This is a genomic window from Micromonospora sp. C95 (assembly GCF_018070465.1).
Taxonomy (GTDB): domain Bacteria; phylum Actinomycetota; class Actinomycetes; order Mycobacteriales; family Micromonosporaceae; genus Micromonospora.
Genome location: NZ_JAGPXT010000007.1, coordinates 42,899 through 67,082 on the forward strand (window position 1 = coordinate 42,899; position 24,184 = coordinate 67,082).

General features: G+C 70.9%; 23 protein-coding genes. 16 read left to right on the plus strand and 7 right to left on the minus strand.

Going from position 1 to position 24,184, the window contains the following annotated elements:
* Positions 1 to 79 precede the first annotated feature (79 nt).
* Both phoU and KBX00_RS10770 read right to left on the minus strand, forming a co-directional pair.
* Positions 80 to 724 carry a phosphate signaling complex protein PhoU gene (gene phoU, locus KBX00_RS10765; RefSeq protein ID WP_210825829.1) on the minus strand — a complete coding sequence of 215 codons (645 nt, stop codon included), beginning with the start codon at positions 722 to 724 and terminating at the stop codon, positions 80 to 82.
* Positions 725 to 882: 158 nt separating this feature from the next.
* Positions 883 to 2,115: a hypothetical protein gene (locus tag KBX00_RS10770; protein WP_307868424.1), complete on the minus strand. Its 1,233-nt coding sequence runs from the start codon at positions 2,113 to 2,115 to the stop codon at positions 883 to 885.
* Positions 2,116 to 2,347: 232 nt separating this feature from the next.
* On the opposite strand from KBX00_RS10770, the gene KBX00_RS10775 reads away from it, so the two are divergent.
* The 11 genes from KBX00_RS10775 (at position 2,348) to KBX00_RS10825 (ending at position 11,474) form a co-directional block, all read left to right on the plus strand.
* A complete protein-coding gene (locus tag KBX00_RS10775) occupies positions 2,348 to 2,950 on the plus strand; it encodes a bifunctional 2-polyprenyl-6-hydroxyphenol methylase/3-demethylubiquinol 3-O-methyltransferase UbiG (protein WP_210825833.1) in 603 nt (200 codons plus the stop codon).
* A 70-nt stretch (positions 2,951 to 3,020) separates the two neighbouring features.
* Positions 3,021 to 4,766, plus strand: coding sequence for an ABC transporter ATP-binding protein (locus KBX00_RS10780; protein WP_210825835.1), 1,746 nt, complete (start codon positions 3,021 to 3,023; stop codon positions 4,764 to 4,766).
* Complete coding sequence (locus KBX00_RS10785) at positions 4,763 to 6,523, plus strand: ABC transporter ATP-binding protein (protein WP_210825837.1); 1,761 nt, start codon at positions 4,763 to 4,765, stop codon at positions 6,521 to 6,523. The genes KBX00_RS10780 and KBX00_RS10785 overlap by 4 nt, the downstream gene beginning before the upstream one ends.
* Before the next feature lie 131 nt (positions 6,524 to 6,654).
* Positions 6,655 to 6,918: a hypothetical protein gene (locus tag KBX00_RS10790; RefSeq protein ID WP_210825839.1), complete on the plus strand. Its 264-nt coding sequence runs from the start codon at positions 6,655 to 6,657 to the stop codon at positions 6,916 to 6,918.
* 3 nt (positions 6,919 to 6,921) lie between these two features.
* The gene (locus KBX00_RS10795) at positions 6,922 to 7,182 is read left to right on the plus strand and encodes a hypothetical protein (protein ID WP_210825840.1); all 261 of its coding nucleotides are present in this window, start codon (positions 6,922 to 6,924) and stop codon (positions 7,180 to 7,182) included.
* The gene (locus KBX00_RS10800) at positions 7,179 to 7,877 is read left to right on the plus strand and encodes a hypothetical protein (RefSeq protein ID WP_307868427.1); all 699 of its coding nucleotides are present in this window, start codon (positions 7,179 to 7,181) and stop codon (positions 7,875 to 7,877) included. Before KBX00_RS10795 ends, KBX00_RS10800 begins: the two co-directional genes overlap by 4 nt.
* Positions 7,834 to 8,262 (plus strand): hypothetical protein, encoded by a 429-nt coding sequence (locus tag KBX00_RS10805; protein WP_210825841.1) that lies wholly within the window; start codon positions 7,834 to 7,836, stop codon positions 8,260 to 8,262. The genes KBX00_RS10800 and KBX00_RS10805 overlap by 44 nt, the downstream gene beginning before the upstream one ends.
* 263 nt (positions 8,263 to 8,525) lie before the next feature.
* Complete coding sequence (locus tag KBX00_RS10810; protein WP_210825842.1) at positions 8,526 to 9,314, plus strand: GntR family transcriptional regulator; 789 nt, start codon at positions 8,526 to 8,528, stop codon at positions 9,312 to 9,314.
* Positions 9,315 to 9,682: 368 nt separating this feature from the next.
* Complete coding sequence (locus KBX00_RS10815; RefSeq protein WP_210826185.1) at positions 9,683 to 9,826, plus strand: hypothetical protein; 144 nt, start codon at positions 9,683 to 9,685, stop codon at positions 9,824 to 9,826.
* Positions 9,823 to 11,007, plus strand: coding sequence for a helix-turn-helix domain-containing protein (locus KBX00_RS10820; RefSeq protein WP_210825843.1), 1,185 nt, complete (start codon positions 9,823 to 9,825; stop codon positions 11,005 to 11,007). The genes KBX00_RS10815 and KBX00_RS10820 overlap by 4 nt, the downstream gene beginning before the upstream one ends.
* A 35-nt stretch (positions 11,008 to 11,042) precedes the next feature.
* Entirely contained in the window at positions 11,043 to 11,474 is a 432-nt protein-coding gene (locus KBX00_RS10825) for a hypothetical protein (RefSeq protein WP_210825844.1), read from the plus strand.
* Between the two features lie 247 nt (positions 11,475 to 11,721).
* On the opposite strand, the gene KBX00_RS10830 is transcribed toward KBX00_RS10825, so the two are convergent.
* Positions 11,722 to 12,297 (minus strand): dihydrofolate reductase family protein, encoded by a 576-nt coding sequence (locus KBX00_RS10830; protein WP_210825845.1) that lies wholly within the window; start codon positions 12,295 to 12,297, stop codon positions 11,722 to 11,724.
* Between the two features lie 118 nt (positions 12,298 to 12,415).
* The gene (gene eccB, locus KBX00_RS10835) at positions 12,416 to 13,792 is read right to left on the minus strand and encodes a type VII secretion protein EccB (protein WP_210825847.1); all 1,377 of its coding nucleotides are present in this window, start codon (positions 13,790 to 13,792) and stop codon (positions 12,416 to 12,418) included.
* A gap of 111 nt (positions 13,793 to 13,903) precedes the next feature.
* Here eccB and KBX00_RS10840 point away from each other — a divergent pair, with 111 nt between their 5' ends.
* The gene (locus KBX00_RS10840; RefSeq protein ID WP_210825849.1) at positions 13,904 to 14,623 is read left to right on the plus strand and encodes a spermidine synthase; all 720 of its coding nucleotides are present in this window, start codon (positions 13,904 to 13,906) and stop codon (positions 14,621 to 14,623) included.
* A 27-nt stretch (positions 14,624 to 14,650) separates the two neighbouring features.
* Positions 14,651 to 14,902 (plus strand): hypothetical protein, encoded by a 252-nt coding sequence (locus tag KBX00_RS10845; RefSeq protein WP_210826187.1) that lies wholly within the window; start codon positions 14,651 to 14,653, stop codon positions 14,900 to 14,902.
* 5 nt (positions 14,903 to 14,907) lie between these two features.
* Here KBX00_RS10845 and KBX00_RS10850 read toward each other — a convergent pair whose 3' ends face one another.
* Entirely contained in the window at positions 14,908 to 16,539 is a 1,632-nt protein-coding gene (locus KBX00_RS10850; RefSeq protein WP_210825851.1) for a glycosyltransferase 87 family protein, read from the minus strand.
* Between the two features lie 217 nt (positions 16,540 to 16,756).
* On the opposite strand from KBX00_RS10850, the gene KBX00_RS10855 reads away from it, so the two are divergent.
* The 3 genes from KBX00_RS10855 to manD all read left to right on the plus strand — a co-directional run bounded on the left by KBX00_RS10855 (position 16,757) and on the right by manD (position 21,331).
* On the plus strand, positions 16,757 to 18,130 hold the full coding sequence (locus KBX00_RS10855) for a PHB depolymerase family esterase (protein WP_210825853.1): 1,374 nt from the start codon (positions 16,757 to 16,759) through the stop codon (positions 18,128 to 18,130).
* Positions 18,131 to 18,322: 192 nt separating this feature from the next.
* Positions 18,323 to 19,930, plus strand: a complete 1,608-nt coding sequence (locus tag KBX00_RS10860; RefSeq protein WP_210825854.1) for an RICIN domain-containing protein — start codon at positions 18,323 to 18,325, stop codon at positions 19,928 to 19,930.
* 204 nt (positions 19,931 to 20,134) lie between these two features.
* Positions 20,135 to 21,331 (plus strand): D-mannonate dehydratase ManD, encoded by a 1,197-nt coding sequence (gene manD / locus KBX00_RS10865; RefSeq protein ID WP_210825855.1) that lies wholly within the window; start codon positions 20,135 to 20,137, stop codon positions 21,329 to 21,331.
* 98 nt (positions 21,332 to 21,429) lie between these two features.
* Here the strand turns inward: manD and KBX00_RS10870 are convergent, their stop codons facing one another.
* A complete protein-coding gene (locus tag KBX00_RS10870; protein WP_210825856.1) occupies positions 21,430 to 22,863 on the minus strand; it encodes an endo-1,4-beta-xylanase in 1,434 nt (477 codons plus the stop codon).
* Positions 22,864 to 23,125: 262 nt separating this feature from the next.
* Positions 23,126 to 24,172: an acetylxylan esterase gene (locus KBX00_RS10875; protein ID WP_210825857.1), complete on the minus strand. Its 1,047-nt coding sequence runs from the start codon at positions 24,170 to 24,172 to the stop codon at positions 23,126 to 23,128.
* Positions 24,173 to 24,184: the final 12 nt, after the last annotated feature.

The following is a 24,184-nucleotide window of genomic DNA, read 5'->3' on the forward strand; positions in this document are numbered from 1 at the left end:
GCCGGGATGTGACGTTGCGGGCGCGCCGTACCGGATGTCCGGAATTCTGTCGGCCGGATGCTGGCCTTCGCGCGCCTCGTCAGAGGCGGATGGTGCCGGTCACCAGGTACACGACCTGACGGGCGACGTTCACCGCGTGGTCGGCGTAACGCTCGTAGTAGCGGCCGAGCAGGGCCAGGTCGATCGCGGACTCCACCCCGTACGGCCAGCCGGAGACCAGCAGCGACAGCAGGCGTTCCTGGGCGGCGTCCACCTCGTCGTCGTCCAGCCCGAGCTGCATCGCGTCGAGCCGGTCCTTGGTGGCCAGCACGACCGCGCTCTTGTCGGCCACCCCTGCCGCCGCCTCGGCCAGCGCCGTCATCACCGGCATCGCCAGCTCTGGCACCACCCCGACCGGATGCCGGCGCAGCGCGACCTTCGCGACATGCACCGCCAGGTCGCCCATCCGCTCCAGGGCACCGCCGATCCGCAGCGCACACACCACCAGGCGTAGATCCGAGGCGACGGGCTGGTGCCGCACCAGCACCTCGGGAATCATCGCCTCCACCTCGGCCCGCCGGGTGTCCAGCACGGCGTCCTCGGCGAGCACGGTCTCGGCCGCGCCCCGGTCCACCTCCAGCAGGGCGGTGCTGGCCCGCCGGATCGCCGCACTGGCGTCCCGGCTCATCAGCGCCAGCACACCGGTCAGCCGGTCGAGCTGCTCGTCGTAGCTGTCCCGGCTCATCGCGTGTCCCTCCCGTCCAGCCCGGTCACCCGGTCACGGTGGCGCCCGGAACCGGCACGGCGGCCGGCCGACCCTGGACAGCAACCTACCTGTCCCCGGGCGACGTCACCTCCCGTGCCACCCGGACTGCGGCACCGGGCGGGTCGCGCCCGCGCCGGTCAGTCGGCCAGCACGTCCAGCAGCAGGGCCGCCGTCCAGCTGAACGCCGGTGAGCCGAGGCCGGCGCCGGTGTCCGGGTGGAAGTACTCGTGGCAACCGGCCGTCGAGACCAGGTCGATCATCGAGGTGCGCAGCCCGGCCGCCAACCGGTCGTGTCCGTGCACCAGCAGTCCCCGCCGGACCAGCCAGGTGATGTTCGTCCAGCTCGGGCCGCGCCAGTAGCGCAGCGGCTCGAAGTCGGTGGCGGTGCGGTCGTGGCTGGGCAGCGGCCGGTCCATCCGCGCGCCGAGACCGAAGCGCGCCGAGCGGGCCTCGGCGAGCACCGCCTCGACCTGCCGCGCCGGCAGGTCGGGCAGGATCAGCGGGGCCAGGCCGAGCACCGTACGGGCCGGGGTAAGCCGGCCGGTACGCAGGTCACGCGGGTGGAAGGTGCCGGTGTCCGGGTCGTACAGCCGGGCCACCACGGCCTCGGTGATCGCGACCGCCCGTTCCCGGTGCGGGCCCGGGTCGGCACCGATCACCTCGGCGATCCCGGCGAGCGCCGACTCCGAGGCACCCATGGCCGCGTTGAACAGCGGACACTCCACCAGGAACGGGTGCCGGTCGGCCAGGCCGTCGTCGCGGTAACCGTTCGCCCGGTACGCGGTCACGATGGTGACGTACCGCGCGTAGTCCAGGTCGGTGGGTCGGTGCGCGGGATCGGCGTGCACGGTGTCGCGCCGCCGGTACGCGCGCATCACCGCCACCTCCGCCGCCACCGCGGACATCGGTTCGTCCCAGGCGGGGCTGTTGTCCAGTCCGGACTCCCACGGGTGCACGATGCTGGCCAGCCCGGCACCACCGACATCGCGGCAGGTGGCCAGGTAGCGCTGCTGCGCCACCAGGTGCGGATAGAGCCGACGCAACGCGGCGCGGCTCTCCTGCGTCGGCACGCGACGGTACGCGTGCCAGGCGGCCAGCGCGTGCACGGGCGGCTGCACCAGGCCGGACGTGGCCACCGAGGGCGTCCCCGCGACGGTCGACGACGACCAGAATCCCGGCCCGGGAAAGTAGGCGCCACCGGACACGGCCGGGTTGAACACGATGTGCGGCACCCGGCCGTCGCGCCACTGGGCGCGGAACAGGCTGGTCAGCTCCGACCAGGCACGGTCGGGACGGACCTGCGCCCAACCGATCGCGATGAACGCGGAATCCCAGCTCCACTGGTGCGGATACAGGGTGCGCGACGGCACAGTGTGTCCGCCCGCCCAATTGCCGTCGAGGGTGTCGCGCGCCAACCCCCACAATCGGCCGTGTTCGCCGACGGCATCAGCGCCGACGGCCGGGCCCGGCCTCGCCGGCGGGACAGTTCGGTTCACCATGAGTCACGACATGGTAGCGCGCGAGATGGTCTCCGGATACCTGCCGTTTGTCTGTTCCGGCGGCCGGACGGCTGCCCTGAGCCGGTCCGGATACGGTGCAGACATGACCAACAGGACCCGATGGGCCACCGACACCGGTCCCGAGCACTCCCAGTGGTACGTCAACCGGTTCCGGCAGTTGGCGGCCGAAGGAGCGGACCTGGCCGGTGAAGCCCGGCTGCTCGACACGCTGGTGCCGCCGGCCTCCCGGATTCTCGACGCGGGCTGCGGCACCGGTCGGGTCGGCGCCGAGCTGGCCGCACGCGGTCACACGGTGGTCGGGGTGGACGCGGACCCGGTCCTGATCGACGCCGCCCGCGCCGACCACCCCGCGCCCCGCTGGCTCGTCGCCGACCTCGCCGAGTTGGACCTCGCGGCGGCCGGTGAGGGCGAGCCCTTCGACGCGGCGGTGCTGGCCGGCAACGTGATGGCGTTCGTCGCCGCCGGCACCGAACGGCAGGTGCTCAGCCGGGTCGCCGCGCACCTGCGCCCGGACGGGGTGGTCGCGGTCGGATTCGGCACCGACCGGGGGTATCCGCTCACCGATTTCGACGCCGACGCGGTCGGCGCCGGACTGCGCCTCGACCATCGCTTCGCCACCTGGGACCTGCGTCCGTGGCGCGACGACGCGGACTTCGCCGTCACCATCCTGCGCCGACCCACCTGACTCCTCAACCACGCCCGAACCGGCTGATATTGACGTGGAAGCGTTCCGAGCCGCATCGTAGCCTGGACCGATGCCCCCGCAGCTCCCGCACGTCGAGCCGGGCACGCCGGACACGAGGGGGCCACTGCGGTACATCTGGTGGCTGGTCCGCTGCCAGCCGTGGCGGGTGCTACGCGGCGGTCTGATCGGCACGGCCTGGATGCTCGGGTTGTCGCTGCGGCCGTACCTCGTCGCCCGGGCCATCGACGACGGGCTGCGCGCCGCCGACCACCGGACGCTGCTGTGGTGGGTGGCCGCGATCGTCGTCGCCGGGGTCGGGCTGGCCTACCTGGGCATCATGCGGCACCGCACGATGACGTTCGTTCGGGAGGACGCCTCGGCCCGGTCCGCCGCCGTCCTGCTGCGTCACCTCTCCCGGATCGGTGCGGTGCTCCCCCGCAGACTCGCCGCCGGTGAGGTGGCCACGGTGGGCGGTGCCGACATCACCCACACCTCGGCGGTGCTGACGATGACCGGGCCCGGCGTCGGGGCGGTCCTCGCGTACGTCTTCGTCGCCTTTCTGCTGTGGTCGGTGTCGCCGTCGCTCGCGGTGTTCGTGCTGCTCGGCGTGCCGACGGTGGTCCTGCTCGTCGCTCCGCTGCTGCGCCGCCTCGAACGGGTCGAGTCGGTCTACCGCCACCAGCAGGGCCTGCTCACCACCCGCGCCGCCGACGTCGTGGCCGGGCTGCGCGTGCTCGCCGGAGTCGGTGGTCGGGGGCTGTTCGCCCGCCGGTACGCGGCCCGCTCGCAACGGCTGCTGGCCGAGGGGTACCGGGTGGGTGCGGTGAACAGTTGGATCGAGTCGCTGACGATCGTCGTCCCGGGGGTGTTCCTGGCCGCCGTGGTGTGGCTGGCGGCACGGATGGCCTCGGCCGGTGACATCACCATCGGGCAGATGGTGGCCGTCTACGGGTACGTGGCGGTCCTCATCGTGCCGGTGTGGTTCCTGCTCGAAGGCGGTCACCAGGTGATCCGGGGGCGGGTCGCCGCCCGCCGGATCGTCGCGCTGCTCAACCTGCGGCCGGACGCGGCCGGCCCGACGTCGCCGGGTGGCGGGACGCGCCAGGCGCCGGACCGGCCCGCCGACCTGCACGATCCCACCTCCGGGCTGACCGTACCCACCGGGCGGCTGCTGGCCGTCGCCGCCGACGACCCGGCTGAGGCCAGCGCGTTGGCCGACCGGCTCGGACGGTTCGTCGCCAGCGAGGTGACCTGGGGTGGGGTACCGCTGACCAGCATCGCGCTGGACGAGGTGCGCGCCCTCATCCTCGTCGCCGACCACGACTCCTACCTCTTCGCCGGCACGCTGCGCGAGATCCTGCACGTCCGGGCGGATCTCGGCGACGCCGAGCTGCGCGCGGCGCTGCGTACGGCGTCGGCGGAGGATCTTCTCGACGCCCACCCGGACGGGCTCGCGATGCCGGTCGGTGCGCGGGCCCGCACACTCTCCGGCGGCCAGCGGCAACGGCTACGCCTGGCCCGTGCCCTGCTCGCCGAGCCGGACGTGCTGATCCTCATCGACCCGACATCGGCTGTGGACGCGCACACCGAGGCGCGCATCGCGCAGCGGCTCCGGGCGGAGCGGGCCGGGCGGACCACCGTGGTGTTGACCACCTCGCCGCTGCTGCTCGGTCGCGCCGACCTGGTCGCACACCTGCGCGACGGCCGGATCGTCGCCGTCGGCGCCCACGTCGACCTGCTCGAACAGGATCCGAGCTACCGGACCCTGGTGTCCCGGGACAGCGAACCCGCCGACGTGGACGGATCACTGCGATGAGCGGGCTGCCCGTCGCGGACCGTCAGGTCGTCCGCCGCGCCGCGCTGAACCTCATCGCCGCGGACCGCCGCGCGGTCGCCGCCATCCTGGTGCTGCACGGTGCCGCCGCGGTCGCCGGGCTCGCCCCGCCGTGGCTGCTGGGCCGGATCGTCGACGAGGTCACGGCCGGTTCCGGTGCCGCCGCGGTGGACCGGCTGGCCCTCGCGATCGGCGGCTGCGTGCTGGCGCACGGGCTGCTCGCCCGCTACGCCCAGTACGTCGGTCACCGGTTCGGTGAGCGGTCCGTCGCCCGGCTCCGCGAGGCATTCGTCACGCGAGCGCTGGACCTGCCCATCTCCGTCATCGAACGGGCCGGCACCGGCGAACTCGCCACCCGCAGCTCGGTGGACGTGACGACCGTCGGGACGACCGTGCGGGACGTGATGCCCGTCATGGTCATCGCCGCGACGCAGCTGTCGCTGCTGTTCGGCGCGATCTTCCTGCTGCATCCGCTGCTCGGCCTGGTCGCCCTGACCGGGCTGCCGACGATCGTCGCGGTCACCCGCTGGTATCTGCGTCGGGCCAGGCCCGCCTACCTGGCCGAGGGTGCGGCGACCGCCGAGTTGACCGAGGCGCTGACCACCACCGCGGAGGGCGCCCGGACCGTGGAGGCGCTCCGCCTCGGTGCCGACCGCATCGGGTACGGCCGGCAGCGCATCGGTGAGGTGTGGGCCACCCGCCGGGCGACCCTGGCCCTGCGGTCGGTCTTCTTCCCGGTGGTGGAGGCGAGCTACGCGCTGCCGATCGCGGTGGTGCTGCTGTTCGGCGGTTTCCTGCTGAACCGTGGCATGGTGACCCTCGGCGAGGTGGTCGCGGCGGCGCTCTACCTGCAACAGGCGATCGAGCCGTTGGACCGGCTGCTGCTCTGGATGGAACAGGCCCAACGCGGCCTCGCCTCGTTCGCCCGGGTGCTCGGTGTCGGCCAGCAGAGCGAATCCGCCGCCGCCCCGGTCGCCACCGGGACACCGCGACCACGGGTTCCGGCGTCCGCCCCACCCGGGCGGCTCGTGGTGCGGGGCGCCCGGTTCTCGTACGCCGACGGCCCCGACGTGCTGCACGGGATCGATCTGGTGGTGCGTCCTGGCGAACGCCTCGCCATCGTCGGCCCCTCGGGCGCGGGAAAGTCCACCCTCGCCCGGCTGCTCGCCGGCATCGACGAGCCACGCGAGGGCGTGGTCAGCCTCGACGGCGTCGCGGTCACCGACCTCGACCCGGCCGAGCGACGTCGCCGGATCGCCCTGGTCACCCAGGAACACCACGTCTTCATCGGTACGCTGCGGGACAATCTCGCCTTCGCCGCGCCGGGCGCGTCCGACGAGCAGATGCGCGCCGCCCTGGGCGCGGTGAGCGCCGACTGGTACGGCGACCTGCCCGACGGACTCGACACGCAACTCGGCGACGGTGCCCGCGAACTCGGTGCCGCCGACGCCCAACAGCTCGCGCTGGCCCGCCTGGTACTCGCCGACCCGCACACCCTGATCCTCGACGAGGCGACGGCCGCGCTCGACCCGACGACCGCCCGACGCACCGAGCGAGCCCTCGCCGCCGTGGTCAACGGGCGTACCGTCATCGCCATCGCGCACCGGCTCAACACCGCTCACGACGCCGACCGGGTGGCGGTGCTGGAGGACGGCCGGATCACCGAACTCGGCAGCCACGACGAACTCGTCCGCGCCGGTGGCGCCTACGCCGCCCTCTGGCACTCCTGGCACGGCTGAGCCAGCAGGTGGATGTCAGCGCTACGGCTCCCCGAGGTACGGGGCTGCGGAGCGGGATTCACGTTGGATAGTGTCGACTCCGCCACGAAACGTGACTGACCGCGACCCCTGCGGCGGACCGGAAGGACGGCATGGCCAGCATCGAGCAAGTGAAGGCCGAGCTCGCCCAGGCGGCCGAGCAGTGCAACGCGACGACGAATCAGATCCGGGCCGCCATCGCCGGCACCGAACAGGTGATCTCTCGGCTGCGCGCGGTCTCGGCCGGCACCGGTCATCCCGCCATCGCCGAGGCGATCAACCGGGCCGAGCAGAGCAAGCAGCGGCTGGTCGAGGCGGCGACGGTGCTCCAGGGCAGCACCCAGGCGGCCCGGCAGTACATCAGCGTGCTCGGGTGACCCGTGAGCATCGGCGAGGTCAAGGCCGCCCTCGATGAGGCGAACCACCTGCTCGACCAGGGCAAGGCCACGATCGAAGGAGTCGGCGCGACCCTGGACGAGGTTTCCGGGCTGGTCTTCGCCACCCTGCACGACAGCCGACGAGCCGAGGCGGAACAGGCCCGCAAGGCCATCGCGGACGCCATCCGCGAGGTGACGTTGACCCTGCGAGCCATCGGCGCGGCCCAGGAGAACGGCAGCGCGTACCGGAAGCGGCTGGGGTGAGCGATCTGCTCGCACAGGTCATCGCCCAACTCAGATCCGCAGTGGACCGATTGGACGGCCTCGCGGTGCAGGCGACCCGCGCCGCCACGGACGTCGCCGGGGCGAACACCCGTTACACGACGGCCGGCAAGGGTTCCGACCACCCGACCATCCGCGCGGCGGTGAGCCACAGCCGCACCGGTGTCGACAAGGCGCACCGGCTCGCCCGGTTGAGCAGCGAGGCCGCCCGGAATGTCACCGCGTACCTGAATGCGATCGCCCCGGGCTCGGTGCCGCAAGCAACCGTCGCCCCGTCCGGCCCACCCTCCGGCGAAGACCTCTTGTCCGACAGCGACCGCCGCGACCTCGGCCGCAAAAAGGCGGGAGGGTTCCTCACTCGCTCTCTGCGGCGGGCGGACGACGCACAGGACGTGGCATCCTCCACCACCGAAGGACTTCAATCCTGGGCCAAGGCCCTCCGTGATATGAACGGCCCCTCCGGCACGCAAACAGCTGGCACTGCTACCCCAACCGCCCCGGCACCCGCGCCACGCCCCAAGATAGATGGGGCAGAAGCCGCCGGAAACCTCGTGGTGGTCGGCCTACTAGCCGGCGTGGTAGTTGATCGGGCCACCAGATTGATCCGCAGATGGACAGCAAAGGACAACAAAGGTGAGGGAAGAAACGCTCCGCGACCTGATCCAAGCTCTGGCTAGGGCTGACTGGGATGCTGTCGATGCGCTGGTAGTCGAGATCGGCCAGGATGGCCTGGCAAACGGCCTCCGGGTTATTGGGGCCGCCTTCGCTCTCGCCGTCAACCGACGCTTCGGCCCCGACGCCACCCCGACCGATGTGGCCAACTGGGTCGCTGGGCTCCGTGCTCAGTACCAAGGGGAGGAACCTTTGCCCACACTCGAGATGGAAGGTCTCGTCCGGGCCGCCCTAGGCGAATCAGAGTTGGTCGACACGATTGCTCCCGAAACCGCGCTCGGGGCCGAACTCCTCATGCTCGGTCAGATAATTCTGCAGGAGAACCTGAGTGCGACGGAACTCGACGAGTTCGTGGCCGAGGCGGAGCAACTCGCAGCCGAGCACCTGTAGAAACGTGGCGCCACAGTCGTTTCGCTACAACGGCACAGGGATGGGATAGCCAAGCGGTTGACTAAACCAACCTCACCCAAAGCATCGCAATGCTCACTCTCGGCAATTCGACTCCGGGCGATCTTCGGCAATCACCTGGCTAAGTGTCAGCGGACAATCTTTTAGTCGGCTGACATTTCGCCCGAATACCGACCCACCAAGGGCAGCGCGTTGCCTCAGACAGGCCACCAGTAACCTTTTGTCACGCGACAGTTGGAGATCCGGTGGACAACACGAGCGAACCAGGCAGGAAGCACAGCGCCGAGACCTTCGCCGCCGAACTTAGGCGCAGGATCAAGGAGCACGTCAAGGGCTATGAGGCTGGCGCGAAACTACCCACGCTGCGCGAGTTCGCCGCTTCGGAAGAAGGCGTAGCACGCGGCGTTGCGGAGAAGGCTATCGATCGCCTCCGTGCGGAAGGGCTGATCGAGTCCCGTCGAGGCTCCGGCAGCTACGTCCGAACGAGTCGGATTCCCCGCACCTCTCCAGGTCGCTTGTCACCGACCCAGTGGGGTAACGGGCTGTCGATCCAGGCGCACGACACGGATAACCCACCACGGGCGGTAGATGTAGCGGTGGGCGATGTCGTGCCGCCAGCCCATGTTGCCGAGGCGCTCGGAGTACCGCCCGGCGAGGCCGTGCTGTCGAGGTATCGCCGGTACGTACGAGACCGGCGCTCGGTGCAGCTCGCCACCGCCTACCTCCCCATCGAGCTGACGCGCGGAACTCGCATCGAACACACGGACACCGGTCCTGGCGGAACCTTCGCACGACTCGATGAGCAGGGGTTCGGGCCCACGAGGTTCGTGGAACGAGTGATCAGTCGCGCGCCCACCCCGGCGGAAATCAACGGGACCGAAGGCCGGGACGGGCTGGGCTTACGCCGCGAAGGAGGTCTCGTCTTTGAGATCACCAGGTACGCCTACGCGGGCGACCGCTGCGTCGAGGTGTCGCTGATGGTACTCGACGCAGAGGTGTACGAGCTGGTCTACGCCTTCCCCCCAGAGGTGTAGCGGCAAGAATTGTCCGCAGACCACTTGATTGTCTGCGGACAATCCATCATGGTTGGTCCTACAGCGATCGACCTCGCACCGACCCCCACTTCGAGACCGGAGCGGGCTGGTGCGAGATCCCACGGACCAGCCATGCGGGAGTAGCTTCGATGCGGCAGAGTTTCTGCAAGACCAGACAGGATCACCAACTGAATCCGGCCTCCCTGATGCGGCCGGTGGTCGCTCAGGCAGTGGATGCAAGACGCATTCCTATCCCTCGCCGAGATCGAACCCCCGCAGCTGCGGCGGTCGTGGGGGCCGCTCGTACCCGAAGGCCAAGGTTCGCGGTCAGCGGCTCGACTTGCACCATCCGCCTGAGGTGAGTGCGCGTGGGCGTCGAAGTAGCGATGATGGTGCTCGGCGGCGTACTGCTGGGGTTTCTCGCGGGGTTGTTGGCGTTCAAGGTGAAGGCGCGGTGGTGTCCGCGCTGCGGAGCGTCCACGGAGGCCATCGGTCCGGCGGCGCGGCGATGACCGGCGGCGGCCGGCAGGAGCTGCCGATCGGGCGGCGTATCGCGCAGCTACGGGTCCGCCGTGGGATGAGTCAGCAGGTCTTCGCCGACCGGATCGGCAGGTCGAAAAGCTGGGTCGACAAGATCGAACGGGGTGCCCGCCGGCTCGACCGGCTGTCGGTGATCGAGACGGTCGCCGGGGCACTCGGCGTCGCCACCGGCGTGCTGGTCGGACGCGACAGCCGGCAGCCGACGGTCAGCGAGATGACGGCCGCCGTGGAGCGGGTACGGGAGGCCCTCGCCCGCTACGACCTTCCGACCAGCTGTGCCACCACGGTAGACCTTGACCGGCAGGTCGGGTACGCGCTCGCCGCGTACCGACACGCCCAGTATCCCCAGCTGCTGCGGATCCTGCCCGACCTGCTTGCCGACGCCCGCCACGCCGCCACCACCGACCTGCCGGTGTCCGCCGTCGACGTGTTGGTACGGGTGTACCGGCTGGCCGCCCAGGTTCTGGTCAAACTCGGCGAGCCCGACCTGGCCTGGCTGACCGCCGACCGGGCCATGACCGCTGCCGGCGGCGACCCCCGGCGTACCGCGATCGCCGTGGTCGGCCTGGCGCAGGCGCTGCGAGCCGTACGGCGTGGCCGGCTGGCGCTGGCCGTCACCCGCACCGCCCTGCACGCCCTCGGCCCGACGCCCTCCCCCGCCAGCCCACCGGAGGACGTCGCCCTCGCCGGTGTCCTGCTCGTCGAAGCCGCCCTCGCCTCCGCCACCTGCGGCGACGCCACCACCGCCGGCACCCTCACCGATCAGGCAGCCCGCCTGGCCCGCCTGTCCGGACATGGTGCCGGGTTCGGGCCGGTCGCTGTCGATCTCGCCCGGGCCCTGACAGCCGCCAATCTCGGTGACAACGGCCTCGCCATTGCCACCCACAAACTCGCCGTCAACACCGATGCCTGGCATCGGCTGCCCGCCGAACACCGCGCCGGGCACCTGATCGACATCACTCGCACGCACTTGGCCCTTGGCGACCCTCAGGCCGCCGGACGCGCCTTGGTCGTCGCCGACCGCATCGCCCCTGCCGAGACCCGCGTGCGGCCCGCCGGACGCGCCGCGCTCACCGCCGTGCTTCGTGCAGGCAACTCCCCAGCCGACGTCACCCGGCTCGCCACGCTCGTCGGCCTGACCCGACAGCCGTGACCCACCCGGACACCAACCGACCCAACGAGTGAGGCATGGTGCACGAACAGCCGTACAGCGATCTCATCCGGGCCATGGCCCGAGCCGACTGGGACACCGCCGAAGCACTGTGCGACGAGATTCGCCGCAGCGGTCAGGCCGGCGCCCCCTACGTCATCGGAGCCGCGTTCGCCCTCGCCGTCAACCGGTACTTCGCGCCCGATGCGACACCCACCGACGTCGCCGCCTGGGTGTCGACAGTCCGCGCCCGTTATCAGGACGGAGACACCCCGCCGGCCCTCGAAACGGAGGGTCTCATCCGCGCTGCCCTCGGCGAACCGGAGCTGGTCGACAACATGCCCGCCGAAACCGTGCTCGACGCCGAGATCTTCGTCCTCGTCCACATACTTCTGGACAAGAACCTGAGCGTCACCGAGCTGGACGAGTTCCTCGCCGAGGCGGAGGACGTCGCGGCCGAGTACCAGTAGGCAGCCGCCAGCCTGGGAAGCTGATGTCGCCCGGGCGCTCACCACCTTCGCCGCCGTGACCGGCGCTCATCTCGCCGATGTGTCCCAGCCGGCCGAACAGGTGGCCGACGCCATCGCCATGAGCATCCGGTCGGTGCCCAGCCGCTGACGGCTTCCGCCACGGACGCAGCTTCCGCTCTGGGTGCATCTGTTGTCGTCGGAGCAGCAACAGATGCACCCAGAGAGCCGCACCTGATTCGGGGCGCGGTCAGCGGGCGACGTCGTAGACCAGCTTCTGGATGCCGTTGGCGTAGGACTCGCTCTCGACCAGCTTGAGGTTCTGCTTGTCCCGGTCGGTGTCGGAGAACAGCCGCTTGCCCGCGCCGAGCAGGACCGGGAAGACCAACAGGTGGTAGCGGTCGATCAGGCCGGCGTCGGAGAGGTTGCGGTTCAGCGTCGCGCTGCCGTGGATGCTGATCGGGCCGCCGTCGGTCTGCTTGAGGGCGGCGACGTCGTCAAGCGACCGGAGGATGACGATCTCCCCCCAGTTGGACACCAGATCCTGCTCCTTGAGGCTCGTCGACACGACGTACTTCGGCATCGCGTTGTAGCCGGCGAACTCGTCGGTCATGCCCGGCCACACCGGCGCGAACGCCTGGTAGCTGACCCGGCCCAGCATCATCGCGGTGGCCTCGTCCTGCTCGCGTCCCTTGATCTCGTAGGCGGACTCGTCGAACTCGATGTCGTTGAAGGTCCAGCCCGAGTTGCGGTAGCCCGGTTCTCCCCCGGGGGCCTCGATGACGCCGTCGAGCGAGACGAACGCGGTGGCGATCAGGGTACGCATCAGGTTGCTCCTTGGTGGTTGTCTGACGTGCTGTCGTCAGTGCGACGAGCGGGAGTCGCCGGATTCGACAGCCCACGGCAAAAATTCCTACCACCTGCGCGGCGCGCGTCCGAGCACGTCAGGCGGGGGCGGCGCGCCGGCGGGCCGCGTCCGGGTCGAGCGGCGCACCGGCCGGTACGAGGCTGACCACACCCGCGGGCAGCCGGACAGGTCGGACATCGGCGTAGCCGAGCATGCCGGTCACCTCGGGGCCGGTGAGCGTGTACCGGCGGCCGAGGTCGGTCACCACGGAGATCGCGCCGCCGGCCGCGCCCGGCGTGGCGACCGATTCGACGACCGCGCCCCGACCCGGCTCCACGAGCACGTGGTCGGCGGTCGTCGGCTCGGTCGATCGATCCGGTGCCCGAGGGAGCACGGGCAGTTCCACCCCCAGCCGCAGCTCGACCGGCCGGCTGTCGTCGCCGACCCGCGCGCAGATCGTCGCCGGGCCCGGCGTGGCCAGCGGGGGCGGGGCAGCCGGCGGCGCGTCGGGCCCGGCGGGAACGAGGTCGGGCAGCTGCGGCAGGGCGGCGAACCGGCCGAGGCTGATCTGCTCCGGCTCCCGCTGGCCGGTCAGCGCGAGCAGCAGACCGGCCTGTAGCTCGGTGATGCCGGCGAGCCCGTTGCGTAGCACCACCGCGTACTGCCGCCCGCTGCCGGAGTTGCGGACCACAAGTACGTCACCGACCCTGGCCCCGACCACCCGGGTGGACCGCCGGCCCAGGCCGGGCAGGTTCAGCGGGGCCAGATCGAGGCCGGCCGGCACCGAGTTGAGCAGGGCGGCGGCCACCGGGACGGACCGGGAGCGGGTGGTCGCGAGCGCGGCCAGCACCCGCTCGGTGTCCCGGATCAGGTGCCGATGCTGCTGCCAGAGCAGATGCAGCCGGCCGTCGGGATCACGTAGCAGCAGTGCGTCCCGGCCCAGCGGTCGGCCGCCGGTGCCGCCGGCACCCACCAGCAGCACCGACCGGGTGCCCGCTCCGTCCCCGGTCGGTGACATCGAACAGACCGTCCAGCCGGCGGTGGCGAGCCGGGCCGCCGGAGGCAGCGAGTCGGGAGCGTCCCGGATGCCCAACGGCAGCCCCCTCGGCACCCCGTCGATCGACCGGCGGGACACCAGCACCGTCTTCGGCCGCTGCACGCCGATGATGAGCAGCGCGGAGGCGTAGTTGAGCACCGGGTGCAGCCGCTCGTCCCGGTAGACGAACCGGGCGCCCGACTCCTTCTCGACGATCACCACACCCGCGTCACGCCACGTCCCGCCGCCGCCGGTGAACAGGCCGTACAGGGCCGTGGCGCCCAGGCCGATGGCCGCCACCAGGATGCTTGCCAGCGCGGCTCCGGCGAGCCGGCGCGTCGGTGACAGCGCCGGATCGCTGTCCCGGGTCACCAGCGCGGCCACCGTCCGCGCAACGGTGAACTGGTACGAGTGCAGCTGATCCTGCCGCGACGGCATCGTTTCCCCTCCGGCGAGACGGTCGGCGCACAGGATATGCGCTGCGTCGATGTCCCGAGGACCGTGCGTCACACCGTGGGCGGCAACTCACCGGTGGGTAGCATTCCGGCGGTGAGCGTACGTTTCGAGGAACTGGCCTGGCGGCCGACACCCATCGGCGAGATCAGTCTGCGTCGACGTCGCGATCCCCGGCTCGACCGGGACGTGTACGAGGTCAAGCTCGACGACGAGTTTCTGATGTCGAGCCTGTTCACCGCCGGGGAGGTCGAGCTGGCCCGGTTGGGGTTGGCGGCGCTGGCTGGTGACCGCCTCGACGTGGTCGTCGGTGGGCTGGGGCTCGGCTACACCGCCCGCACCGCGCTGGCGGACGACCGGGTGGCCAGCCTGCTGGTGGTGGAGGCGGTCGAGGACGTGATCGACTGGCACCGGCGCGGTCTGCTGCCGTTCGCCGCCGGACTGGCCACGGACCCGCGTACCCGGCTGGTGCGGGCCGACTTCTTCGCCCGGGTGGCCGGTCCGGACGGCCTCGACCCCGACGACGCCGGGCGTCGCTTCCACGCCGTGCTGCTGGACGTCGACCACTCCCCACGGCATCCGCTGCATCCGAGTCACGCCGCCTTCTACCGGCCGGACGGGTTGCGCCGGCTGACGCGGCTGTTGCATCCAGGTGGGGTGTTCGCCCTCTGGTCGGACGACCCACCGGACCCGGACTTCGAGGCCGCCCTGGCCGCCGTGTTCCCCACCCACCGCAGCCATGTGGTGCGGTTCGCCAACCCGCTGACCGGCGGCGAGTCGGCCAACACCGTCTATCTGGGGCAGCTGCCCGGCTGAGCCGGGGCGGGTACCCACGCGGACGGCATGATCCGGGTGAGAGCGGGTAGCCGGTCCGGCAACCGCGCCCGGACTGGCCGGGCGGCCGGGTGGGAGGTGGAGATGCGTGCCCTGCTCTGGGTCGTCGGCGTGGTCGCCGGGGTGCTGGTCCTACTGGGCCTGCTCCTCGAAGCGGTCCGTTGGCTGGTGATCATCGGCGTCATCGCGCTCGCCGCGGTGATCGTGCTGGCCTTCGTCAAGGGCCGCCGGACCGCCCACAACTACCCCAACCGCCGCTGAACCGGTCACGTCCCCGTCGCGGCGGTCAACTCGTCGTCGTAGCGGGCCAGGGCCCGTCCGTCGGCGGCGTAGGCGATCAGCCGTCCGTGGGTCATGGTGGCCGAACGGAACGAGAACGTCCGCACCCCGGGATAGGCGGCCAGCAGCGGGATGGTCCGGGGTGGGCCGCCCGGAGCGGAGTGGTAGTCCAGCCGCGCCACCTGTTCGGAGACCACGCCGTTGACGCGCACCTTGGTCTTCTCGCTGCGGGTGCCGAAGGTGACCGGGGCACCGGTGCCGTAGCGGGCGCACTCCGCCTGCCCCCGGCAGACGAAGAAGTACCGCGAGTTGACCACGTCCCGCAGGCCGTACGCCTTGAAGGTGGGATCGGCTCCGGCGGGCAACGGCTGCACGGCGAAGAACGCCAGCGCGCCGAGGGACGCGACGGCCACCCGCGACCACCCTCGCCCGAGGGACCGGGCGGGATGAGCGCGGGCGGTGGTCAGCGCGACCGCGCCGAACCCCGCCACACAGAGCGCGACCGCACCGACGGCCCGGGCGTTCTCGAAGAGGAACTGCACACCGGGTCGCATCGACACCGGTGCCAGCACCGCACCCAGCGACAACAGCATGCTGGCCAGCAGCAGGGCGCCGGCGACCCGCCGGGTCACGCCGACGGAGCCCACCAGCAGCATCGCGGCCAGCACCGTCCAGACCTGGTGGTGGGTCCAGGAGACCGGGGACGCGGCCACGGTGGCGCAGCCGACCAGCACCGCCGCGTGCCCCGGACGCCCCAGCCGGTGCAGCGTGCGCGCCCGTAGCAACGCCAGGGCGCAGAGAACGACCACCAGGGCGGCCCAGACCAGCGGAAGGGCTGCCGCGTCCAGGCCGAGACGAAGCAGCATCCCGTGCACCGACTGGTTGCCCAAGGACGCCAGGTTGCCGATCCGGGAGGTCTGGGTGACCGTACCCGCCCAGTAGGTCAGGCTCTCGGCGGGCAGCGCGGCCAGGGCGAGCGCCCCGCAGGCGACGAAGGCGGCCAACGCGCGGGCGGCGTCGCGGTACCGGCCGCAGACCAGGAAGTAGAGCACGAACAGCAGCGGGGTCAGTTTGATCGCCGCCGCCACGCCGACCAGCAGGCCGCGCGTCCGCGACGGTGGTGCCATCCCGTCGAGCAGCGCCATCAGCACGATGAAGATGCTCACCTGACCGAAGCGCAGGTTGCTCTGCACGGGCGCGGCGACCATGAGCACCGCCGCGACCGCCGCGATGCTGACCGCCGCCGACGTCCTCGCCCGGCCCTCGGTCGGGCCACGGCGTGGTGCGGCGACGCGGCCGGCGGCGAGCAGGCGACCGACGGGTACGGCGAGGGCGATGACGCAGGCGCAGGTCGCCGCCAGCCAGAGCGCTTCGACCACGCCGAGCGGCACGGTGGTGATCGGCCAGAGGACGAGCGCCGCGAACGGCGGGTACGTGAACGGTCCGCCGTTCGGCGCCACGTACCCGTAGAGCGGACGCCCGGCACGCAGGTCGGTAAGCGCCCCGTGATAGATGTGCAGGTCGGACAGGCGGTCCGGGCGTCGCAGCACCAATGCGACGGAGACCAGCGCCGCGACCGCGAATCCCACCCACAGCAGCGCCGCCCGACGATCCCGCATGGACAGAGAATAGAGGTCCCCACACCGCTGGGCGCGAGGCTGTTCGCCGCTCGGCGCGGCCCTGCCACCGCTCAGCGCGGCTGCGCCACCACGCCTTGTGACGCCTCCGATCCCACGAAGACAATCGTCGATGTTCTGAGAGCCGGACGAGGTAGGGCACCGGGCAGCCCTCGATCGGAACACCACCATGTCCCCTTCCGTCCGGAGGACCCGTTCCATGAAGAAGGCGATCCGACTGTGGTGCGCCGCCCTGGCGACCATCGTCCTGACCGCGCTGGCCGCGCTGTCGCTCCCGACATCGGCGTCGGCGGCGACGCTCACCGAGGTGACAAACTTCGGTGCCAATCCGAGCAACCTGCGCATGTACCTGTACGTACCGGACCGGGTCGCGCCCCGGCCGGGCCTGCTGGTCGTGTCCCACTACTGCACCGGCAACGGGCCCGCGATGTACTCGGGTACCCAGTTCGCCCGCCTGGCCGACCAGTACGGCTTCATCGTGATCTACCCGTCGGTGACCCGCAGCAGCCAGTGCTTCGACGTCTACTCGCAGCAGGCGTTGCGTCGCGGTGGCGGCAGCGACCCGGTCGGCATCATGTCGATGGTTGACCATGTCCGGAACCGCTACCCGGTGGACCCGGCCCGGATCGCCGCGACGGGCACCTCGTCCGGCGCGATGATGACGAACGTCCTGCTCGGGCTATACCCGGACGTGTTCCGCGCCGGTGCGGCCTTCGCCGGGGTGCCCTTCGGCTGCTTCGCCACCACCGGCGGCTCGGAGTGGAACAGCGAGTGCGCCAACGGGCAGATCAGCCGCACCCCGCAGCAGTGGGGGGACCTGGTGCGCAACGCCTACCCCGGCTACACCGGGCCCCGGCCACGGATGCAGATCTGGCACGGCACCAACGACGAGATCCTGCGCTACCCGAACTTCGGCGAGCAGATCAAGCAGTGGACCAACCTGCACGGGCTGAGCCAGACCCCGACCTTCACCGACAGCCCGCAGTCCGGCTACACCCGGACCCGGTACGGCGGTTCCGCCGGTAACGCACCGGTCGAGGCGATCAGCATGCAGGGCGTGTCGCACAACCTGCCGGTCGACGCCGCGCAGGCGATCCGCTTCTTCGGGCTCGACGCCGGGCCCCCCACCCCGACGCCGACCAGCCCCACGCCCACCCCCACCCCCACCCCCACTCCCACTCCCACTCCGACGCCGACGCCGACGCCGACGCCGACGGTGACTCCCACGCCGACGCCCACCACGCCGCCGCCGGGCACGGGCTGCCGGGTCGGGTACGCGGTGAACGCCTGGAACACCGGGCTGACCACGTCGGTGACCATCACCAACACCGGCGTCGCGGCGGTCAACGGTTGGAACCTGTCGTTCACCCTGCCCGCCGGGCAGAACATCACGAACGGCTGGAACGCGACCTACTCGCCGACGTCAGGGGCGGTGACCGCCCGCAACGTCTCCTACAACTCGACCATCGCCCCCAACGGCTCGGTCACCATCGGGTTCCAGGCCAACCACAGCGGCAACACCGCCAGCCCGCCCTCGTTCACCCTCAACGGCACCGCCTGCGCGGTCAGCTGACCGTCGCCCGCTCCCGGCCGGCCCGGTGTCCGTACCGCTGCCACCGTACGGACACCGGCGTCGCCGGGGCCCATTTGGATTGGGGGCGGACCAGAAGATATATTCCTGTCGATGTCAGGAAAGCGCTTGCTCTGCGTCGTTCACCACTCCGGCACGCGCTCCACCACCGCACCCGTCCCCGGAGGAACCCGCATGCTGTTCAGCACAGGAAGCCGAGGCGCGCGGCGCTGGCTGGTCGTCGTCACCACAATGGCGCTGCTCGCCGTCGGCGTGCAGGTGGCCTCGCCGAGCGCCCAGGCCGCGACGGTCGACCCCAACGCCACCTACGTGTTCGTCAACCGGCACAGCGGCAAGGCGATGGACGTGTGGAACTGGTCCACCGCCGACAACGCCCCGATCAACCAGTACACCCGCAACGACGCCGCCGTGCAGCAGTGGCGGTTCGTCGACGTGGGAAGCGGCTACTACCAGGTCCGCTCCGTGCACAGCGGCAAGGTCCTCGAACTGCCGAACGCCAACGACGGCGTCCAACTCGTACAGAACACCGCAGCCAGCGGCAACACCCGCCAGCACTTCCGCCTCGCCGACTCCGCCGGCGGGTACGTCCGGTTCGTCAACCGGCACTCCAACAAGGTGCTCGACGTGTGGGGCTGGTCCACCGCCGACGGCGGCATGATCTCCCAGTACCAGGACCACGACGGCGCCAACCAGCAGTGGCAGCTGGTCACCCTGGGCGGCGGAAACGGCAACGGCTGCGGCAGCGGCTCGTTCCAGGCCGAGGCGACACTCAACGGCGGCACCTGGACCGCCCGCAACGGCGGCAGCACGGTCTACACCGGCGGCGACATGCGGTCCGCCGTGCAGGCGGCGGTGAACAGCCTCAGCGCCGGCCGGACCAGCAAGCAGCGGGTGGTGGTACGCGGCTCCGGCTCGATCAGCGCCGGCTCCCGCATCTCCCTGCCCAGCTACACGACGATCGACGTCTGCGGCACGATAAACGTGACCGGTTCCGGCTCCGGTGACCAGGCGCCGATCTACTCGCGCGGCACCACCCAGGTCGAGGTGCAGAACCTCATCGTCACCGGCACGCCCCTCTACGGCATCTTCATGCGCAACGTCACGAACGTCATCCTCGGCCAGATCGACCTGCGCGTGTCGAGCGGCCTCGGGGTACGCATCGACAACCGGGGCGACACCAGCCAGTGGACCCGCAACGTGCGCATCGACAACGTGTACGTCTCCGGCACCAGCACCCACGGCGTCGAGACGTACGGCGTGGACGGACTGACCGTCGGCACCGTGACCGCCCGTAACGTCGGCGGCTCCGGCCTGCTGCTCAACGAGACCATAAACGCCACCGTGACCACGGTCGACGCGGAGAACGCCGGTACCGGCACCGGCTACGCGGCGTTCCGTACCGCAAACCGTGCCGGGCGGATCGGCTCCGGTTACCCGATCAACATCCGGGTCGGCACCGTCCGGGCACGCGGCGGCGGCCGGGGCATCTTCTGCGTCTCCGAGTCCGGCGGCGTGGCGGTCAACCGGGTCGACATCGCCAACACCGGCAACAACGCGATCTTGATCGAGAACTGCTACGGCGTGGACATCGCCGCGGGCGGCGGCACCATCAGCGGTGGCGGCGAGGTCCGGCTGGCGGCGCGGACGGAGTTCCCCGGCAACCGGGACATCACCCTGCGCAACTTCACCCTGGCCAACAGCCGGATCCTGGAGAGCCCCTGCACGACCAACCTGACCATCAGCAACGTCACCCTCAGCAATTCGAGCATCAGCCGCTGCTGACCGTGCCGGGGCCGTCCGGATGTCCCCGGGCGGCCCCGGCCACGTCGGTCCGGCGAGCAACCACCCGGCGCGCGGGTACGCCGGGAACGTCAGGCGCTCGACCAGCACCCTCGTGCGGCCCCGGCCGGGGGCCGGTTGACAGATCATGAGGGCGATCCCAGACTGGCTCGCGTCGATCCCGTCGGCCGCCGGTGAGGAGCCTGGATGAAGATCGCCGATGCCCGGGTCATCGTCAGCTGTCCCGGCCGGAACTTCGTCACGCTGAAGATCGTGACGGACGACGGGGTGACCGGGGTCGGCGACGCCACCCTCGCCGGCCGGGAACTCGCGGTCGCGAGTTACCTGACCGAGCACGTCGTGCCGCTGTTGATCGGCCGGGAGGCGGACCGGATCGAGGACACCTGGCAGTACCTGTACCGGGGCGCGTACTGGCGGCGCGGTCCGGTGACAATGAGCGCCATCGCGGCGGTGGACACCGCGCTCTGGGACATCAAGGGCAAGGTGGCCGGGTTACCCGTGTACCAACTGCTGGGCGGCCGCAGCCGCGACGGGGTCACCGTCTACGGCCACGCGAACGCGCCCACCGTGGACGGACTCCTCGCCGAGCTGGCCCGCCACCTGGATCTCGGGTACCGCGCGGTCCGGGTGCAGTGTGGCGTGCCCGGGCTGCTCGACACCTACGGGGTGGGACCGGACAGGCCGGCCGGTACGGCCGTTCCGGCCGAGACCGTGTGGAGCAGCGAACGGTATCTCAGCCACGTACCGTCGGTCTTCGCTCAGGTCCGCAGCGAGTTCGGGCCGGAGGTGAAACTGCTGCACGACGTGCACCACCGGCTCACCCCCATCGAGGCCGCCCGGCTGGGCAAATCCCTGGAGCCGTACGCGCTGACCTGGCTGGAGGACCCGGTACCGGCGGAGTTGCAGGAGGGTTACCGGCTGATCCGTCAGCACACCACCACGCCGATCGCCGTCGGCGAGGTGTTCAACACCGTCTGGGACTGCCAGCAGCTCATCACCGAGCAGCTCATCGACTACGTACGGGCCACCGTCGTGCACGCGGGAGGCATCACCCACCTCCGCCGCATCTTCGACCTCGCCCACCTGTACCACGTACGCAGCGGGTCGCACGGCACCACCACGATGTCCCCGGTGTGCCTGGCCGCGGCCCTGCATCTCGACGTCAGCATCCCCAACTTCGGTCTGCAGGAGTACCTGCCGTACGCCGAGGAGGCCGACGCGGTCTTCCCGCACTCGTACCGCTTCGCCGAAGGTTTCCTGCATCCGTCGGAGGAACCGGGGCTCGGCGTCGACATCGACGAGGAGTTGGCCGCGCGGTACCCGTACCGGCCGGCTTCGCTGCCGGTGAACCGCTTGCAGGACGGCACTCTGCACAACTGGTGACGTGGCACTCGGCCTGAACCGCTGAGCCAGGCGGCACCTGGCGTACCAAAGGCCCGGCGCGGACATGTCCGCGCCGGGCCCGGTCTGGTGCTGACGGATCAGCTCCCGGAGCAGGCGAAGCTACCGGATGGCCCGGTACCGGTGCCCTGGAAGCCGAAGTCGGCGGTGCCGCCGGCGCCGACGCTACCGTTGTAGCTGACGTTGCGGAACGTCACGTTGCCACTGGTACCGCTGGGGTTGGCGTTCCACGTGTTGGTCAACGCACTACCGCCCGGAAGCCCGATGGTTACCGCCCAGCCGTTCAAACTGCTGGGGCCTGCGGTGACCCGGATCTGAGCGACGAAGCCACCGTTCCACTGGTCCAGCGACGTCACCGATGCGGTGCATCCGGATCCACCGGGCGGCGGAGAACTGGGCGGCGGCGAGCTGGGCGGCGGAGAACTGGGCGGCGGGGAGCTGGGCGGCGGGGTCGTGGTGCCGCCCGCGTTCAGCGCGTCCAGGGTGGCCGTGTACGCCTGCTTCTTGTTGCCGTTGTTGTCGAACAGCAGCGGGGTGCCGTAGGAGCGCCACGAGTCGCTGTCCCGGATGCCCCACACGGTGATGCCGTTGCAGCGGGGCACCGCGAGGCAGTCCTGGACCACGTTGCGGTAGGTGTTGGCCTGCTGGCTGCCGGAGCCTTCGATGTCCAGCTCGGTGATCTGCACATCCACGCCGAGCGCGGCGAAGCTGGACAGCGTGGTGCGGTAGTTGCTGTTGTACGCCGACTGGGCGTTGAAGTGCGACTGGAACCCGACGCAGTCGATCGGCACGCCGCGCTGCTTGAAGTCCTGCACCATCCGGTAGACGGCCTGGGTCTTGGCCCAGGTCCAGTTGTCGGTGTTGTAGTCGTTGTAGCAGAGCTTGGCGCCCGGGTCGGCGGCGCGGGCGGCCCGGAACGCGGCCTCGATCCAGTCGTTACCGGTGCGCTGCAGGTTCGAGTTGCGGCGCGCACCGCTGTTGCCGTCGTCGAACGCCTCGTTCACCACGTCCCACGAGTCGATCTTGCCGCGGTAGTAGGTCGCGACCCGGGTGACGTGGTTGAGCATGGCGTTGCGCAGCGCCGTGCCTTCCATCTGCTGCATCCAGCCGGGCTGCTGGGAGTGCCAGGCCAGGGTGTGACCGCGCACCTTCCAGCCCCGGGACAGGGCGTGGTTGACGATCCGGTCCGCGTTGCCGAACGTGAAGTTGTTCTGCTGCGGCTCGAGCGCGTCGATCTTCATCTCGTTCTCGGCCGTGACCGAGTTGAACTCACGGTTGAGGATGCCGACGTATGTCGAGTCGTTGAGCTTGTTCGCCGCCACCGCGGCACCGAAGTACCGGCCGGACTGGGCGGCAGCCGCACCGAGGGTGCTCTCGGCGGCCTGGGCGCTGGAGGTCGCCACCACCATGCTGGTGGCGACGAGGGCGAGACCGACTGCGGCCGAGACCAGCGCGGCGCGCGGTCGCAGTCGGGTAGCCGACCGCCCGCTGGCGCGGGCGTGGGCGTTGTTCATGGCATGAGCCTTTCGACGAAGCCGTGCTGATGAGAAGCCGGCCCCGACTACTGCCCAACACGACGACTCTCCGTCGCCGACGCGGTCGCCCGGATGCCGCGTCGGCCGGTGCACTCAGCCGGTCATCGTGAGTAGATCGAGGCTGTTGTATCGAAAACCTTATCGAAACAGGTCCGAAAGCTCAACGCACCCGAGAAGTCTTTGCCCGCTCGTCGTCCGCACGATCCGACTCCGCCGCCGCCGCTGCGCCACAGGTGATGTGTCACGCCGGTGAGATCTGGGCCGCCGAAAGTTTCGGCCCGTGCGACCGGTCCGCGGGGTCGTCGCCGAGCACACCGGCCAGCCAGCGCAACTGCCGCCGTACGTGGGTGGCCTCGCCGTGCTCGTGCCCGTTGAACGGATAGACGTGCATGACCCGCTCGGGACGAGGGCCGAACGCGGCGGTGCCGTAGTGGTTGTAGGCGGCGAACCCGGTGCTCGGGGGGCACACCATGTCCCGCAGCCCGATGCCGAAGTGGACCGGCGCGTGGGCCCGACGGGCGAAACTGACCCCGTCGACGTAGGACAACGTGCGACGCACGGCCGGCTCCGCGTCGCGGTTGACCGCCAGGTAGTTGACGATCTCGCCGTACGCCCCCACCTCGGTGATCTCGAGGGCCCGCTGCGGGTGACAGAGGAACGGCGCAGTGGTGAGCACGGCGGCCAGCTCGACGTCGAGCCCGGCGACGGCAAGGGCCAGCCCGCCGCCCTGGCTGTTGCCCGCCGCCACCACACCGTGCGGGTCGACCCCGGGAAGAGCGCGTGCGGCCTCGACCGCGCGTGCCGCGTCGGTGATGAGCCGGCGGTAGTAGTAGCCCTCCGGGGCCATGATGCCGCGGGTCAGCGGCGACGGCCCCCCGGGTGCCGCGCCGTGCGGGTCCGGGGTGTCCCCGGCGCCGTACCGGCCGGACTGTCCCCGGGCGTCCATGAGCAGGTGGGCGTAGCCGGCGGCCGGCCAGATCAGGCGTTCGTGCGGCAACCCTCGGCCACGCCCGTAGCCGACGTACTCCACGATCACCGGCAACGCCTCGTCCACCCCGGCCGGGCGGTTGTACCAGGCCCGGACCGGATCGCCGCCGAACCCGGCGAAGGTGACGTCCCAGCTTTCCACCAGCCGCAGGTCGGTCGGTTCAGGTCGCACGTCGAGCAGCACCGGCGACTGGGCCGCCGCGTCCAGGGTCGACCGCCAGAACTCGTCGAAGTCGGCGGGCTCGGCCACGGCTGGCGCGTACTGCCGCAACTGGTCCAGCGGAAGGTCGAACAGGGGCATGGCTCCTCGCAG